Source organism: Xanthomonas sp. WCS2018Noco2-27, from assembly GCF_031843525.1.
Classification (GTDB): Bacteria; Pseudomonadota; Gammaproteobacteria; order Xanthomonadales; family Xanthomonadaceae; genus Xanthomonas.
Window position 1 is genome coordinate 228,403 of sequence record NZ_JAVTIK010000001.1, and the last position, 14,776, is coordinate 243,178.

At 64.3% G+C, this 14,776-nt stretch carries 11 protein-coding genes, 1 other RNA gene and 1 pseudogene; 9 read left to right on the forward strand and 4 right to left on the reverse strand.

The features are described from left to right. The first annotated feature begins 111 nt into the window (after positions 1-111). Positions 112-837 carry an OmpA family protein gene (locus RQH86_RS00990; protein WP_055844961.1) on the forward strand — a complete coding sequence of 242 codons (726 nt, stop codon included), beginning with the start codon at positions 112-114 and terminating at the stop codon, positions 835-837. A gap of 256 nt (positions 838-1,093) precedes the next feature. Here the strand turns inward: RQH86_RS00990 and RQH86_RS00995 are convergent, their stop codons facing one another. Beyond that, the gene (locus RQH86_RS00995) at positions 1,094-2,125 is read right to left on the reverse strand and encodes a LysR family transcriptional regulator (protein WP_055844956.1); all 1,032 of its coding nucleotides are present in this window, start codon (positions 2,123-2,125) and stop codon (positions 1,094-1,096) included. 129 nt (positions 2,126-2,254) lie between these two features. Between RQH86_RS00995 and RQH86_RS01000 the strand changes: the two genes are divergently transcribed. The 6 genes from RQH86_RS01000 to RQH86_RS01025 all read left to right on the forward strand — a co-directional run bounded on the left by RQH86_RS01000 (position 2,255) and on the right by RQH86_RS01025 (position 9,900). Beyond that, positions 2,255-2,482 (forward strand): hypothetical protein, encoded by a 228-nt coding sequence (locus RQH86_RS01000; RefSeq protein WP_115512094.1) that lies wholly within the window; start codon positions 2,255-2,257, stop codon positions 2,480-2,482. After that, positions 2,479-3,252 carry an SDR family NAD(P)-dependent oxidoreductase gene (locus RQH86_RS01005; RefSeq protein ID WP_311240455.1) on the forward strand — a complete coding sequence of 258 codons (774 nt, stop codon included), beginning with the start codon at positions 2,479-2,481 and terminating at the stop codon, positions 3,250-3,252. Before RQH86_RS01000 ends, RQH86_RS01005 begins: the two co-directional genes overlap by 4 nt. After that, entirely contained in the window at positions 3,249-4,439 is a 1,191-nt protein-coding gene (locus RQH86_RS01010; RefSeq protein ID WP_055844946.1) for an efflux RND transporter periplasmic adaptor subunit, read from the forward strand. The genes RQH86_RS01005 and RQH86_RS01010 overlap by 4 nt, the downstream gene beginning before the upstream one ends. Positions 4,440-4,543: 104 nt before the next feature. Continuing rightward, a complete protein-coding gene (locus RQH86_RS01015; protein ID WP_055844944.1) occupies positions 4,544-7,714 on the forward strand; it encodes an efflux RND transporter permease subunit in 3,171 nt (1,056 codons plus the stop codon). A gap of 36 nt (positions 7,715-7,750) precedes the next feature. Further along, entirely contained in the window at positions 7,751-8,482 is a 732-nt protein-coding gene (locus RQH86_RS01020; protein ID WP_311240082.1) for an SDR family oxidoreductase, read from the forward strand. Next, positions 8,476-9,900: an efflux transporter outer membrane subunit gene (locus tag RQH86_RS01025; RefSeq protein WP_055844938.1), complete on the forward strand. Its 1,425-nt coding sequence runs from the start codon at positions 8,476-8,478 to the stop codon at positions 9,898-9,900. The genes RQH86_RS01020 and RQH86_RS01025 overlap by 7 nt, the downstream gene beginning before the upstream one ends. Positions 9,901-9,995: 95 nt before the next feature. Here RQH86_RS01025 and RQH86_RS01030 read toward each other — a convergent pair whose 3' ends face one another. Next, a complete protein-coding gene (locus RQH86_RS01030; RefSeq protein ID WP_115562068.1) occupies positions 9,996-10,970 on the reverse strand; it encodes a GGDEF domain-containing protein in 975 nt (324 codons plus the stop codon). Positions 10,971-11,064: 94 nt separating this feature from the next. Here RQH86_RS01030 and RQH86_RS01035 point away from each other — a divergent pair. Further along, a pseudogene (locus RQH86_RS01035) lies at positions 11,065-11,368 on the forward strand (hypothetical protein). Between the two features lie 299 nt (positions 11,369-11,667). Here RQH86_RS01035 and RQH86_RS01040 read toward each other — a convergent pair. Further along, positions 11,668-13,383: a diguanylate cyclase gene (locus RQH86_RS01040; RefSeq protein WP_311240081.1), complete on the reverse strand. Its 1,716-nt coding sequence runs from the start codon at positions 13,381-13,383 to the stop codon at positions 11,668-11,670. Positions 13,384-14,040: 657 nt separating this feature from the next. Here RQH86_RS01040 and RQH86_RS01045 point away from each other — a divergent pair. Next, on the forward strand, positions 14,041-14,211 hold the full coding sequence (locus tag RQH86_RS01045) for a hypothetical protein (protein WP_162847462.1): 171 nt from the start codon (positions 14,041-14,043) through the stop codon (positions 14,209-14,211). A 119-nt stretch (positions 14,212-14,330) separates the two neighbouring features. Here the strand turns inward: RQH86_RS01045 and ssrA are convergent. Next, positions 14,331-14,727: a transfer-messenger RNA gene (ssrA, locus tag RQH86_RS01050) on the reverse strand. Positions 14,728-14,776 lie beyond the last annotated feature (49 nt).

Below are 14,776 nucleotides of genomic sequence, written 5' to 3' on the forward strand. Positions count from 1 at the left end.
CGGCTATCCGCACGTCATCCATGGCCATTTTCATCATGCGCCAGTCGCGTTGGCCTGTTTATCCTCGCCACCACGATTGAGTGCCGGATGTTCCGGCCACAGGAGAACACCATGTCCCCAGCAGCCACCAAGAGTCTCGCCGTTGCCCTGGTCAGCGCCATCGCGCTGTCCGCCTGCGCTACCGGCGGCTCGTATGTGCAGCGCGATCAATATGGCGACCAGACCCAACAGCAGAACCGCACCGGCCGCAATGCGCTGATCGGCACCGCGATCGGTGTGGCTGCGGGCCTGCTCACCGGCGACAGTGCTACCGAGCGTCGTCAGCACGCCATGGTCGGTGCTGGTATCGGTGCACTGAGCGGCGCGGCGGTTGGCCAGTACCAGGATCGGCAGGAACGCGCGCTGCGTGAGCGCACCGCCAACACCGGTATCGACGTGCAGCGCCAGGGCGACAACATCACCTTGAATCTGCCAGACGGCATCACCTTCGACTTCGGCAAGTCTGCGTTGAAGCCGCAGTTCTACAGCGCGCTCAATGGCGTTGCCTCCACGCTGCGCGAGTACAACCAGACCATGGTGGAAGTGGTGGGTCATACCGACAGCGTCGGCAGCGATGCGGTGAATCAGCGTCTGTCCGAAGAGCGTGCCGGCGCCGTGGCGCAGTATCTGACCGCTCAGGGCGTGCAGCGCGAACGCATGGAAACCATGGGTGCCGGCAAGCGCTACCCGATCGCCGACAACAGCACCGACGCCGGTCGCGCGCAGAACCGCCGCGTGGAAATCCGCTTGATTCCGCTGCGTGCGGAAGGCGCTGCCAGCAACACCGGCATGCGTTGAGTACGTTGTACCTGTGAAGTGTGCGCTGGTGATTCCTCGCCAGCGCAGAAGTCCTGAAGCAGGCCGCGAGAGCGGCCTGCTTTTTTATGTCGAACCAGAAATTTCAAGCGAAAGCGCGGCGTGATGTTGCCAGTTCTACCTGCGCACGTACCCGCATCCGCCCGTCGCGCAGCTTCTCCCGACGGGAGCAGGATCCATCTAAGCGCACTCGAGTAACTAAGCCCACTCGACTAACGCGCGCGACTCAAGCACGCAATCACGCAGTCACGTGTTCCAGAATGCGCTTGCCTTCCGCACGTTCGGCTTCAACTTCCACTTCCACTTCCGCCTCGCTGTTGGCCTTTTGCGCAGCCAACCGTGCCGGGCACTGGGCCATCATGTAATCCGCGTCGAAGTTCATCCGCGTCACCAGAAAATCCACGAACGCGCGCACTTTTGGCGACACCAGGCGGCCGCCGGCAAACACTGCGTTGAAATCCACTTCCGGCCCGGTCCAGCCAGCGAGTACGCGACGCACCAGGCCCGATTGCACGAACGGTTTGGCCATCACATCGCCGGTCAGCAGCAACCCTTCGCCGCATAACACCGCACCGTTGAGCGCGGCCGGGTCATTGGCCACCATCAATGGATTGACCGGAAAATCGCGCACATCGCTGCCATCGCTAAGCGACCAGAAAAAGCGGTTGTTGTGCACGTTGCGGTTCTTGCGCAATGCCAGCGTGCGATGGAATTGCAGCTCGTCCGGATGCAGCGGCTCGCCATAGCGTTCGATATACGACGGGCTGGCAAACACCTGCGTGCGCAGGCTGCCAAGCTTGCGTGCGACCAGGTTCGAATCGGGCAGGGCACCGACGCGCAATGCCAGATCGGCTTCGCCGCCGATCAGGTCCAGCTTCTCGTTGCCCAGATGCATATCCAGCTGGATTTCCGGGTATTGCGCATGGAATTCGCCCAGCAATGGCGCGATCCAGGTAATGCCCAGCGAATACGGCACGGTAAACCGCAGCCAGCCGCGCGGGCCGGACTGCAATTGCCCCACTGCGCTTTCGGCTTCTTCCAGTTCGCGGGCGATGCGCTGGCAATGTTCGTGATACACCGAGCCGGCTTCGGTCAGGCCGATGCGCCGCGTGGTCCGGTGCAGCAGGCGCGCACCCAGGCGCGTTTCCAGTTCCTGCACCTTGCGGCTGACGGTGGTCTTGGGCAGGCCAAGCGCGTTGGCGGCAGCAATGAAACTGCCTTGTTCGACCACCTTGACGAAGATCAGGGTGTCGTTGAGATCGTGTGTCATGGGACTGCCTTCCGGGGGTCAGGAGGGATTGGACCGCTTGCGGGACGATTATTCCCCTAAATCCGGACTAATCAAGTGCTACTTTCAGGCCTAGCTTATGCGGCATCCCCTCCATGCAGGAGCACGGCCATGTGGTTGTGCGATGTCTTCGGCTTGTCCTCTAACGCCCGCAGCGCTATTGAAAGCGCTTTCGATCCGGTGGTTTCCTCGGCAAGAAGCCCGCGTGCCAGCGTTTCACGTGGCTTTTCCGCTTCGCCCAAGCGGCAGGCTGGCGGTGCGCCCATGCAGCGGACTGGACTGCAGGCGCGCTGGGCACAGCGCGGAATTGTCCCGATGTCGGGAGTGAAAGTCCCATGATCGGGATGGTCCAATCCGAAACCGTCGTAATCGGCGGTGCGGGCAACGTTGGTAGCGGGATCGTCACCGCGTTGCTCGACGCCGGCATGCCGGTGCTGGTGATTGGACGCGATGCCGCCAAGCTCGACGCGCTACGCGCGCAGCATGGCAATGCCCCGCTGCTGGAGACCCTGCAAGGCTCGGTGGCCGATGACGCCTCGGCACAGGCGCTGGCCACCGAGCTGGCGCAGCGGCCGCGCCCGTTGGGCGCAGTGATCGCCAGCCTGGGCAGCCCGCGGAAGGCCGGGCGCTTGCTGGATCGGCCGGTGACGGCGCTGCGTCGGCGCCTGGAGCGCGACGTGCTGCCGCATCTGGCGGCGGCACGTCACCTGCTGCCGCTGCTGGCCGAAGCCGACGGCGGCGGCCGCTATCTATTGCTGGGCAGCCCGTGCGCGCTGCGCGCCTGGGCGGCGCACGGCGACAGTTCGGTGGCCGCCGCCGCCATCCGCATGCTCGCCCAGGTGCTGCATGAAGAAGCCAAACCGCTGGGCGTGCGTGTGCATCTGCTCTCGGTCGAACAACCGGTGTGCACGCCGGGCCGTGCCAAGGATGCGTGCCCGGAATGGATTCGCGCCGTGGATGTCGGCCGCGCCGCCGTCTCGCTCATCGCCGGGCCTGGCCAGCCCGGACAACCCATCGTGACCGTCAGTCGTCGTCTTTCTACCGCGCCGTCGGTGGACCGGCTGGCCGGTCTGCATTTGCCCATCCCCACTCGAGAGATCTCTCCATGACCCCGAACGCCACCCCGTTCCGTTTTCCAATGCGTACTGTTCTGACGGGCGCCGTGCTCGCGGTCGTGCTTGCCGCCTGCGGCGGCGGTGCCGCGCAGACCGGCGCGCCGCCGCCGCCCAGCGTCAGCGTCGCGCCGGTGCTGATGAAAGAGATCAGCCAGTGGGACGAATTCAGCGGCCGCATCGAGGCGGTGCAAAGCGTCGAATTGCGCCCGCGCGTGTCCGGCTACATCGACAAGGTGAATTACACCGAAGGCGCCGAAGTGAAGAAGGGCGATGTGCTCTTCAGCATCGACGACCGTAGCTACCGCGCCGATTTCGCCCGCGCCAACGCAGCGATGGTGCGGGCCCGCACCCAGGCCACGCTGGCGCGCAGCGAAGCGGCACGTGCGCGCAAACTCTCCGACCAGCAGGCCATTTCCACCGAAATCTGGGAGCAGCGTCGCGCCGCCGCCGATCAGGCCGATGCCGATCTGCTGGCCGCACAAGCGGCAGTGGACACCGCCAAGCTCAATCTGGACTGGAGCCGTGTGCGTGCGCCGATCGACGGCCGTGCCGGGCGTGCGATGGTCACCGCCGGCAACCTGGTCACCGCCGGCGACAGCGCCAGCGTGCTGACCACGCTGGTGTCGCTGGACAAGGTGTTCGTCTACTTCGATGCCGACGAAGGCACCTTCCTGCGCTACTCGCAGATGGCCCGCAACGGCGAGCGTCCGGACGAACGCGGCGGCGAGTTGCCGGTGCGCATCGGCCTGGTTGGCGAGCAGGGCTTCCCGCACGCCGGGCGCGTGGATTTCCTGGATAACCAGGTGACCCGCAGCACCGGCACCATTCGGGTGCGTGCCGTGCTCGACAACGCGCAGCGGCAGTTCACGCCGGGCCTGTATGCGCACGTGCAGTTGCTGGGCAGCGGCCAGTTCAAGGCCATGCTGGTCGACGAAAAAGCCGTGTTGACCGACCAGGACCGCAAGTACGTGTACGTGGTCGACAAGGATGGCAAGGCGCAGCGCCGCGACGTGGAACTCGGTCGCAGCGCCGATGGGCTGCGCATCGTGCGCAAGGGTCTGGCCGCGGGCGACCGCGTCGTGGTCGATGGCGTGCAGAAGATCTTCATGCCCGGCATGCCGGTCGATGCCAAGGCCGTGGCCATGGCCGCCGCATCGGACAAACGCACCGCGTCGAACTGATTCATCGCTGCATCGCGCTTCGACCACCGGCCTGACACCCAGACCGGATCGGGGCCGCTGTGCCGCGCCGCCACCCGGCGGCAACCTCTTTCAGGACCACCCCAATGGACTTTTCCCGTTTTTTCATCGACCGGCCGATCTTTGCCGCGGTGCTGTCGATCATCATCTTCGCGGCCGGCCTGATCGCCATGCCGCTGCTGCCCATCAGCGAATACCCCGAAGTGGTACCGCCGAGCGTGCAGGTGCGTGCGGTGTATCCGGGCGCCAACCCCAAGGTCATTGCCGAGACCGTCGCCACGCCGCTTGAAGAAGCGATCAACGGCGTCGAAAACATGATGTACATGAAGTCGGTGGCTGGCTCGGACGGCGTGCTGGTGGTCACCGTGACCTTCAAGCCCGGCACCGATCCGGACCAGGCACAGGTGCAGGTGCAGAACCGTGTCAGCCAGGCGCAGGCGCGTCTGCCCGAAGACGTGCGCCGGCAGGGTGTGACCACCCAGAAGCAGTCGCCGACGCTGACCATGGTGGTGCATCTCACCTCGCCCAAGGGCAAGTACAACTCGCTGTACCTGAGCAATTACGCCACCTTGAAGGTCAAGGACGAGCTGTCGCGTCTGCCTGGCGTGGGCCAGATCCAGATCTTCGGTTCGGGTGACTACGCCATGCGTATCTGGCTGAATCCGGACAAGGTGGCCGCGCGCGGGCTTACCGCCAGCGACGTGGTCGCTGCGATCCGCGAGCAGAACGTGCAGGTCTCCGCCGGCCAGCTCGGCGCCGAGCCGATGCCGAACAAGAGCGACTTCCTGCTCTCGATCAATGCGCAGGGCCGCCTGACCACCGAAGAAGAGTTCGGCAACATCGTGATCCGCAGCGGCAACAGCGGCGAGATCGTGCGCTTGAGCGACGTGGCGCGTCTGGAGCTGGGCGCCGGCAACTACACCTTGCGTTCTCAGCTGGACAACCAGAACGCGGTGGGCATGGGCGTGTTCCAGTCGCCCGGTGCCAATGCGATCGAATTGTCGGACGCCGTGCGCGCCAAGATGGCCGAGCTGGAAAAGCAGTTCCCGCAGGACATGGCCTGGTCGGCAGCGTATGACCCCACCGTGTTCGTGCGCGACTCGATCAGCGCGGTGGTGCACACGCTGCTGGAAGCGGTGCTGCTGGTGGTGCTGGTGGTGATCCTGTTCCTGCAGACCTGGCGCGCTTCGATCATTCCGTTGCTGGCGGTGCCGGTGTCGGTGGTGGGCACGTTCGCGGCGCTGTATCTGCTGGGGTTCTCGATCAATACCTTGAGCCTGTTCGGCCTGGTGTTGGCGATCGGCATTGTGGTCGACGATGCGATCGTGGTGGTGGAAAACGTCGAGCGCAATATCGAAGAAGGACTTACCCCGCTGGCAGCGGCGCATCAGGCGATGCGCGAAGTGTCCGGGCCCATCATCGCCATCGCGCTGGTGCTGTGCGCAGTGTTCGTGCCGATGGCGTTCCTGTCGGGCGTGACCGGCCAGTTCTACAAGCAGTTCGCGGTGACCATCGCCATTTCCACGGTGATTTCGGCGATCAACTCGCTGACCTTGTCGCCGGCGCTGGCAGCCATGCTACTCAAGGCGCACGACGCGCCGAAGGACGGCCCGTCGCGGTTGATCGATCGCTTGTTCGGTTGGCTGTTCCGTCCGTTCAACCGCTTCTTCAACAGCAGTTCGCACAAGTATCAGGGCGCGGTGTCGCGTGCGCTGGGCAAGCGTGGCGCGGTGTTCATGGTGTATCTGCTGCTGCTGGTCGGCACCGGTTTCATGTTCAAGATCGTGCCGGGCGGCTTCATTCCGACCCAGGACAAGCTGTACCTGATCGCCGGTACCAAGCTGCCGGAAGGCGCTTCGCTGGAGCGCACCAATGAGGTGATCCGTCAGATCACCCAGATCGCGCTGCAGACCGAAGGCGTGGACCACGCGATTGCGTTCCCGGGTTTGAATCCGCTGCAGTTCACCAACACGCCCAATACCGGCACAGTGTTTCTGACGCTCAAGCCGTTCAGTCAGCGCACCCGTACCGCCGCGCAGATCAATGCGGAAATCAACGCACGTATCAGCCAGATCCAGCAGGGCTTTGCGTTCGCCTTCATGCCGCCGCCGATTCTGGGTCTGGGCCAGGGCTCGGGCTACTCGCTGTATATCCAGGACCGTGCAGGTCTGGGCTATGGCCAGTTGCAGAGTGCGGTGAATGCGATGTCCGGTGCGATCGCACAAACGCCGGGCATGCAGTTCCCGATCGGTACCTACCAGGCCAACGTGCCGCAGCTCGATGCCAAGGTCGACCGCGACAAGGCCAAAGCGCAGGGCGTGCCGCTGACCAATCTGTTCGACACGCTGCAGACCTACCTGGGCTCGTCGTACATCAACGACTTCAATCGCTTCGGTCGCACCTATCAGGTGATCGCCCAGGCCGATGGACAGTTCCGCGACAGCGTCGAAGACATTGCCAACCTGCGCACCCGCAATGCCAACGGCCAAATGGTGCCGATCGGCAGCATGGTCACGCTGGGCCAGACCTACGGCCCGGATCCGGTGATCCGCTACAACGGCTACCCGGCTGCCGATCTGATCGGTGAAGCGGACCCGCGCGTGCTGTCGTCCACCGAGGCGATGCACACGCTGGCCGGCATGGCACCGAAGGTATTGCCCAACGGCATGAACATCGAATGGACCGACCTGAGTTATCAGCAGTCCACGCAGGGCAACTCGGCATTGATCGTGTTCCCGATGGCGGTGTTGCTGGCGTTCCTGGTGCTGGCCGCGTTGTACGAAAGCTGGACCCTGCCGCTGGCGGTGATCCTGATCGTGCCGATGACCTTGCTGTCTGCGTTGTTCGGTGTGTGGCTCACCGGCGGCGACAACAACGTGTTCGTGCAGGTAGGCCTGGTGGTGTTGATGGGCCTGGCGTGCAAGAACGCGATCCTGATCGTGGAATTCGCCCGCGAGCTGGAGATGCACGGCAAGGGCATTGTCGAGGCCGCGCTGGAAGCCTGCCGCCTGCGTCTGCGCCCGATCGTGATGACCTCCATCGCCTTCATCGCCGGCACCGTGCCGCTGGTGTTCGGCCATGGCGCCGGCGCCGAAGTGCGCTCGGTCACCGGTATCACCGTGTTCGCCGGCATGCTGGGCGTGACCTTGTTCGGCCTGTTCCTGACCCCCGTGTTCTACGTGGCGCTGCGCAAGTGGGTGACCCGTCGCGGGCCCGCTGCACCGGCCGCCGTTTCGCATGACACGGTCAAGGCGTAAGCCAATCACTTCCCCCAATTGAAGAGGATTCACCACATGAGCAACACCAAGATCGCACTGGTCACCGGCGCCACCCGCGGCATCGGCCTGGAAACCGTTCGTCAACTCGCACAGGCCGGCGTGCACACGCTGCTGGCCGGTCGCAAGCGCGACGACGCAGTGGCCGCTGCACTCAATCTGCAGGCCGAAGGCCTGCCGGTGGAAGCGATTCAACTGGACGTCAATGACGACATCAGCATCGCTGCGGCAGTCGGCACGGTGAAGGAGCGTCACGGCCATCTGGACATCCTGGTCAACAACGCCGGCATCATGATCGACGACATCCAGCGCAAGCCGTCCGAGCAAAGCCTGGACACCTGGAAGCGCACCTTCGACACCAATCTGTTTGCGGTGGTCGGCGTGACCAAGGCGTTCCTGCCGCTGCTGCAGCGTTCGCTGGCCGGCCGTATCGTCAACGTGTCCAGCGTTCTCGGCTCGCTGACGCTGCATAGCGACCCCAGCTCGCCGATCTACACCTTCAAGGTGCCTGCCTACAACGCCTCCAAGAGCGCCTTGAACAGCTGGACCGTGCATCTGGCCTACGAGCTGCGCGACACCTCGATCAAGGTCAACGCCATCCATCCGGGCTACGTCAAAACCGACATGAACGGTGGTGAGGGCGAGATCGACATCGAGCAGGGCGCACACAGCAGCGTGCAGATGGCATTGATCGATGCGCACGGCCCCACCGGCAGCTACACCCACCTGGGAGACACCTTGCCATGGTAAGGACATTGCTCGGCGCGGCGCTGGCTGCGCTGGTGCTCAGCGGTTGCGCGGTGGGGCCGGATTACCGGCCCGACCCGCCCGCCTCGGTCACGCTGCAGGGCGCGCAGGATGCGTCTTTCAGCGCTGAATCCCCTGTCGGCAACTGGTGGTCGCAGTTCGACGACCCGGTGCTGGAGCAACTGGTGCGCGATGCGTTGTTCGCCAATCACGATCTGCGCATCGCGGTGTCGCGGGTGAAGCAGGCACGTGCGGTGTTTGTGGAGCGTCGTCTCGATCAGGCCCCGCATATCACTGCGCAGAGCAGCTTCGATCGACGCGAGCAGCAGCAGGTGATCGCCGGCAATCAGCGCTTTCTCACCGAACAGACCACCCTGGGCCTGGATGCGGCCTGGGAGCTGGATCTGTTCGGCCGTCAGCGCCGTGCCTCGGAAGCGGCGCGCGCCGATCTCGACGCCGAGCAGGCCAACCTGCTGGACGTGCAGGTCACGGTTGCAGCCGAAGTGGCGCGCAATTACTTTGAATTGCGCGGCACTCAGAAGCAGCTCGATGTCTCCAAGCGCACCCTGACCAATCTGCGTGATACCCAGAAGCTGACGCAGACGCGTTGGGACCTGGGCGCCGGCAGCGAGCTGGATGTGCAGAGCAGCCTGGCGCGTTTGAAGGCCATCGAAGCGGATATTCCGTTGCTGGAAACCGCCGAGGCGCAATACCGGCACCGTCTTGCCGTGTTGCTCGGCCAGCAGCCGAATGCGCTGGACGCCACCCTGGTCGCACGCAGCATGCCGGCGTTTGCGCGCCCGTTGCCGCTGGGCGATACGGCCGGATTGCTGCGTCAGCGCCCGGACGTGCGTAGCGCCGAGCGCCGTCTGGCCGCAGCCACCGCGCAGGTCGGCGTGGCCACCGCCGATCTGTTCCCGCGCATCAGCGTGAGCGGCTTTGTCGGCTTTCTGTCCGGCGATGCGGCCAGGTTGACCCAGGGCAATGCAAAGGCCTGGTCGATCACCCCGTCGATCAGCTGGGCTGCGTTCGACTTCGGTACCGTGCGTGCACGCCTGCGTGCCAGCAAGGCCCAGGCCGACGGTGCATTGGCGCAGTACCAGCAAACGGTGTTGCTGGCGTTGGAAGACACTGAAAACGCCTTGATCGGCTACGGCCGGCAGCAGGCGCGTCTGGCGATCGTGGTGGACCAGGCCAATGCCGCGCGACGTGCCGAGCAGCTCGCGCAGATCCGTTACCGCGAGGGGTCGGAAGACTTCCTGACCTTGCTGGATGCACAGCGCACCCAGCTGGCGGCAGATGATGCGTTGGCGCAGGCCGAGGCGGCAGTCAATGTCGGCGTGGTCGGTGTGTACAAGGCGCTGGGCGGCTGGAAGCAGGGTGAAGCGCCCGCCGCACCGGTGGCGGTGGTCGATCGTTGAACGATGGACGGGGCGGCCGTTGGGTCGCCCCGTCTAGCAGAAGATCGTAATCGTCGTGTTCGATGTCGCGATCTAGCCAGCCAGCGGCGCGGTGCTCAGTCGGCAACCCGTACGCTGTCGCGGCCGCTGTTTTTGGCCAGATACAGTGCCGCATCTGCACGCGAAAACCAGTCTTGCCAGTGCGTTTCGCCATCGTGGCGCGCAGCTCCCAGCGAGACCGTGATGCGCCCTCCCGGGCCACGCAACCCATTACGGATCACCTTGCGCAAGCGCTCGGTGGCCGCTTCCAGTTCCGCCGATGAGCCGGCGCGCAGCAACACCACGAATTCTTCGCCGCCGAAACGGAACACCTGATGCGGCTCGCGCACTTCGTAGCGCAAAATGGTCGCCAGATCCGACAGCGCGGCATCGCCTGCGGCATGCCCGTACAGATCGTTGACCTCTTTGAAATGGTCCAGGTCCAGAATGATCAGGCTGTTGAGCCGCTCCTGCGGTTGGCGCTGATCGATCTGATGGGTCAGTGCGCGTTCGAGCATGCGTCGGTTGGGCAAGCCGGTCAGCGCATCCAGCGACGCCAGCTCTTCCAGGTGCACGCGGTCGTCCTGCATGCGCAGTGAGAACGAATACCCCACCGCCAACGTCACCAGCGTCACCACCACGGTCGACACGCCCTGGCCGGGGCTGACGATCAAGCCGGGCAAGAACAACAATGCCACCATCAACGGCAGGCTCAGCAACACCGCGCGTTGCGGCCCGCACAGAAAATAATTGGTCGCCAGCACCGGAAACAGCCAGGGTAGGGCGCCGTCGCCCCCGGTCCAGCAGGCCACCAGGCAGCCGGCGACATTGATCGATGCCAACCAGACACCGCCAGCGCCCGTGCGTTCTGCCGCGCGCATTTGCCAGCCGCGCCAGATCGCCAGCAGACCCAGCGCTGCAGTGATGAGGCACGCAATCGCCTGGCCGGTCATGGCCAGGTACACCGCATAGAGGCAAAGCAACAGCGCGGTGATTGGCCCAAGCATCTTGACGATGCCGAGGCGGAAATCCCGCCGCAGGTGAAGGATCACAGGCAAGGTTCTGTCGGAGTCGGCATCATTATCGGCCGGGTTGCGCGAAAGTTGAGCATGCAATTGCCGCTGTAGCGGGTAGGAAAATGAAGCGTTGCATGGCAAGGCTTGGTGCGTTGTTGACGGCCTTGTGGCAACCGTATCGGCTGTGAGTCGGAGCCTGTTATGCCTAAACGCGAAGAGCTGGCGACGCGCCTCGATGCGTTGCAGAACGGACTGCCGCAGCTGCCTGCAGATGAAGATGCGGATTTCGACTATCGGATTTCCAGGCGCGCACCGAAGCGGTACTGCGCAGCGCCGAGCCCGACGATGCGACCTACGTGCGTGCCCGCGTCGAAGGAATGCTGGCTGGAACAGGGATGATTCCCACCGACGCGGATGAGCGTGCCGGTCAGTGATGCAGCGCTACTGAAGAATCGGCCGACACGTATGGCAGGCGCGGCGAGTGCTTGTGTCGGCATGGTGCGTCAGGCCGCAGCTTCGGCGACGCCGTCTTACCCAGCGAACGGCCTCTCATGATCTGTGGCTTGCGGATATAAGCGTCTATGCATAGTCGCGCTGGGGTGGCCTGGCGCCGGACCGACGCCTGGCGACCGGCTGACGATCAGATATCGCATATCCAATCATCGCGCTGGGATCGCTGGGATCGCTGCGATCGCTGGGACCGCTGGGATCGCTGGGATCGGCCTGTCGGCTGTCAGGACTCCTGCGCCAACTCTGTGCTGGCCGCTTCCGGCGCGCTGATGACCTGATTGCGCCCGGCTTGCTTGGCACGGTACAGCGCTTCGTCGGCGCGCCGCAGCAGTTGCGCCGCATTGCCGGCGTGTTCGGGAAAGCTCGCCGCGCCAAACGATGCGGTGATCTTCGGCAGCGACACGCCATCGGCCATCACCTGCAACCCCTCGATCCCGGCGCGCAACTTTTCCGCCATCCTGCGCGCAGTGGCCAGATCCACCTCGGGCAGGATGATCGTCAATTCTTCGCCACCGTAGCGGCAGCAGATATCTTCGCCACGGGTCTGCGCCAGCAGCAGTTCGCCGATTGCCGCCAGCACCCGGTCGCCGCCGCTGTGCCCATGCAGATCGTTGAACCGCTTGAAGTGGTCGACGTCCAGCATCAGCACCGACAACGGCTGCACCCGGCGCGTGCAGCGCGCCAGTTCGTGATTGAGCGCTTCTTCCAGATAGCGGCGGTTGTACAGGCCGGTGAGCGGGTCACGGATCGATTGCTGACGCAGTGTTTCGCGCAGACGCAGGCTATGCAGTACCAGCGAGAGTTGTTCCGCCGCCGCTTCGGCCACGGTCAGTGAACTCAGACCGCCCGGTAGGTCGCTGCGCAGCGCCAGCATGCCCAGCTGCGTGCCTTGTGCCGACAATGGAATGCACACCGTGCTGGCGTGCGTCGGAAGATTGGCGCCGGTATGGCGACACAGCATGCCCTGGCTGGCATCTTCCACCACGTGCGTGCGATCGCGGCGCAGCGCCCAGCATGTCTCCGGCGCGATGCTTGCGCTGTCGTCGTCGGCCATCGCGCCCCAGGCCACTACCTGCTCGGCGCGATCGCGCGATGCGCGCAGCAAATACACCGCACCGGCCGCGCCGGGAATCAGCGGCGCAATCGTGCGTGCGGTAATTTCCAGCGCTTCTTCGGCATCGCGGCAGTTTTGCAGCAATCCCGAGTAGCGTGACAAGGCTTCCAGTCCCGCAGAGGTGCGCTCCAGCGTCGCAAACGACTCGACCAACTGCTCGCTGGTATGGCTGGCCTCGTCCTCGGCACGCACGCGGCGTTGCAGCTCGCGCGCCAACAAACGGTAAGCCAGCAGCATCACCAGCAGCCCGCTGACGATGCCGGTCACGGTCATCCGCAGCACCCACTGCGCACTGAGTGCATTGGTCTGCGTCCGCTTCACCAGCTGCTGACGTTCCAGCTCGGTCATGGTTTGCACCTGGCGCCGCAACGCCGAGGAGGTCTGGAACACGCCGCGCGCAATCGACCCGCGCGCGCCATCCAGGCCATGGGTGCGATAGCTATGCAGCAGATCGTTGATCTGCACCAGTCGCGTGTCCACCAATCGGCTGAGCACACGTACATTGCGTCCCTGTACCGGGTTGTCCTGCACCAGCGCCTCCAGCCGTACGATGCGCTCGGGCAGGCGCCCGATCGCATCGGCATACACGCCCAAGAACGCCTCGTTGTCGGTCAGTACGTAGCCACGCACCGACGACTCCGCCGACAGCAGCCCAGCCTGGATTTCGTCGATGCCCGCAAGGACTTCCTGCGTATGCGTCACCCAGCCCGCATCGGCCAGCGAGCGCTGCGTGGTGAAGTAGCCGCCGATACCGATCAGGACGAAGATGGCGCCCCCGAGCAATAAAGCCCCAGCGGCATGGCGTTTTGCTTTCTTGGTCAACACCGTGTTCCCCAACACCGATTGTCTGGTTGAGGCCGATGCAAGCCCCGTGCCTCAATCAGTTAGTCAGCCGATCAGTCAGCCAATCAGCCATCTGGCAGGCGGGCAGGCGGGCAGGCAGGACTCGGTGCCATGCCCTGGCGCCATTACGTTCATACCGCACTGCAGAACCGAGCGCGCCTTGGGTATTTTTCTTCGAAACGGTCGGCTGATCTGTCGCGCCGCCCCAAGCCGTGGCATCGGCGAGTCTTGGGGCGCGGTTGGGTACATCGGAACAGCGGCACGGGCAGAGAAGCGCAAGCTCGCAGGCGCCGCGCTCGCGCCTACGTTCCCGATCAACGCAGCGCCGTGTTGGCTGAGCGAAGTGCCGGCAGGGTGTCCCATGCCATGGAGGCCATGCATGCCGAAGCGCAACGGCAACTCGACTCCGCCTGAGCTGAACGCCTTGTTCGCCAGCGGTGCAGAGCCGACGTGTAGCCAGGAGGAGGGCGTCAATCTGGCCACTGCCATAGCCGAGCTTGAAAGCGCCACGCACTGCAGGCACTGATTCGCGCTAGTTGGTTCAGCCAGTGCCGGAGCAGCAATCAGCACCGTCACGCTGGCATGCGGTTTGCTTCCAGTACATCAGGAGCGCTGGCGAGCGCCGTCGGAGTAGATGCAATGGATGAGCCCAACAAGAGCGCACTGGTCCTGCTGCAGCAGGAAGCGACCGAGCTGCTCGCACTGTTCGACCAACTCCGCGGCGACGTTGCGTTAGCCCACGCGTGTGATCGCCCTCTCGCAGGGGCGATCGCCACCACATCCGAACCGACAGCCCGCGTCACTAATTGACGCGGCGGGCAGTGGCGAGCGCTGGCGCTAGCGGCGTCGCTGCCGCATCGCCCATGAAAAAGGCCGGGAACCTCTTTCGAGGATTCCCGGCCTTAGTCGGTCTTCTTAGGACCGCTGTGTGGTGGAGGTGGGCGGAATCGAACCGCCGTCCGGAAGCACTCCATCCCCGGCACTACATGCTTATCCCTCCGTTAGATCTCATTCCCAGGCAGCACGGCGGGCAAAGCGCACCTGGAAACCAGCCTGCTTGATTTAGCCGGTAGCTGACAGGCAGCCACCACCGGCGGTTCCGTGATAATGACCCTACATCTACGAGCACGGGCACAAGTAGTTTCGGGGGTTCGCCTTAGGCGGCTGTAGAACTACAACTAAAGCCAATTAAGCGGCGATAGCGAAGTCCGAACCGTAGTTGTCGTCGTTGGCAACTAAAAGTTTGCTGCTGGATTAACGAGGAAAGCTGCCCCCTCGGCATGCGCCAAGCGACTTCGCGACCCCCGTCGAAACCAGTGCACCCCCGGGGAAAGCATCAAACGCTGACGTGGTCAGTGTAGGGATCGGCGCGCCC

Bases quoted from the DNA above. Each gene is read 5' to 3' on its own strand.
- RQH86_RS00990 (WP_055844961.1), top strand. From the start codon at position 112: ATGTCCCCAGCAGCCACCAAGAGTCTCGCCGTTGCCCTGGTCAGCGCC.
- RQH86_RS00995 (WP_055844956.1), bottom strand. From the start codon at position 2,125: ATGACACACGATCTCAACGACACCCTGATCTTCGTCAAGGTGGTCGAA.
- RQH86_RS01000 (WP_115512094.1), top strand. From the start codon at position 2,255: ATGTGGTTGTGCGATGTCTTCGGCTTGTCCTCTAACGCCCGCAGCGCT.
- RQH86_RS01005 (WP_311240455.1), top strand. From the start codon at position 2,479: ATGATCGGGATGGTCCAATCCGAAACCGTCGTAATCGGCGGTGCGGGC.
- RQH86_RS01010 (WP_055844946.1), top strand. From the start codon at position 3,249: ATGACCCCGAACGCCACCCCGTTCCGTTTTCCAATGCGTACTGTTCTG.
- RQH86_RS01015 (WP_055844944.1), top strand. From the start codon at position 4,544: ATGGACTTTTCCCGTTTTTTCATCGACCGGCCGATCTTTGCCGCGGTG.
- RQH86_RS01020 (WP_311240082.1), top strand. From the start codon at position 7,751: ATGAGCAACACCAAGATCGCACTGGTCACCGGCGCCACCCGCGGCATC.
- RQH86_RS01025 (WP_055844938.1), top strand. From the start codon at position 8,476: ATGGTAAGGACATTGCTCGGCGCGGCGCTGGCTGCGCTGGTGCTCAGC.
- RQH86_RS01045 (WP_162847462.1), top strand. From the start codon at position 14,041: ATGGATGAGCCCAACAAGAGCGCACTGGTCCTGCTGCAGCAGGAAGCG.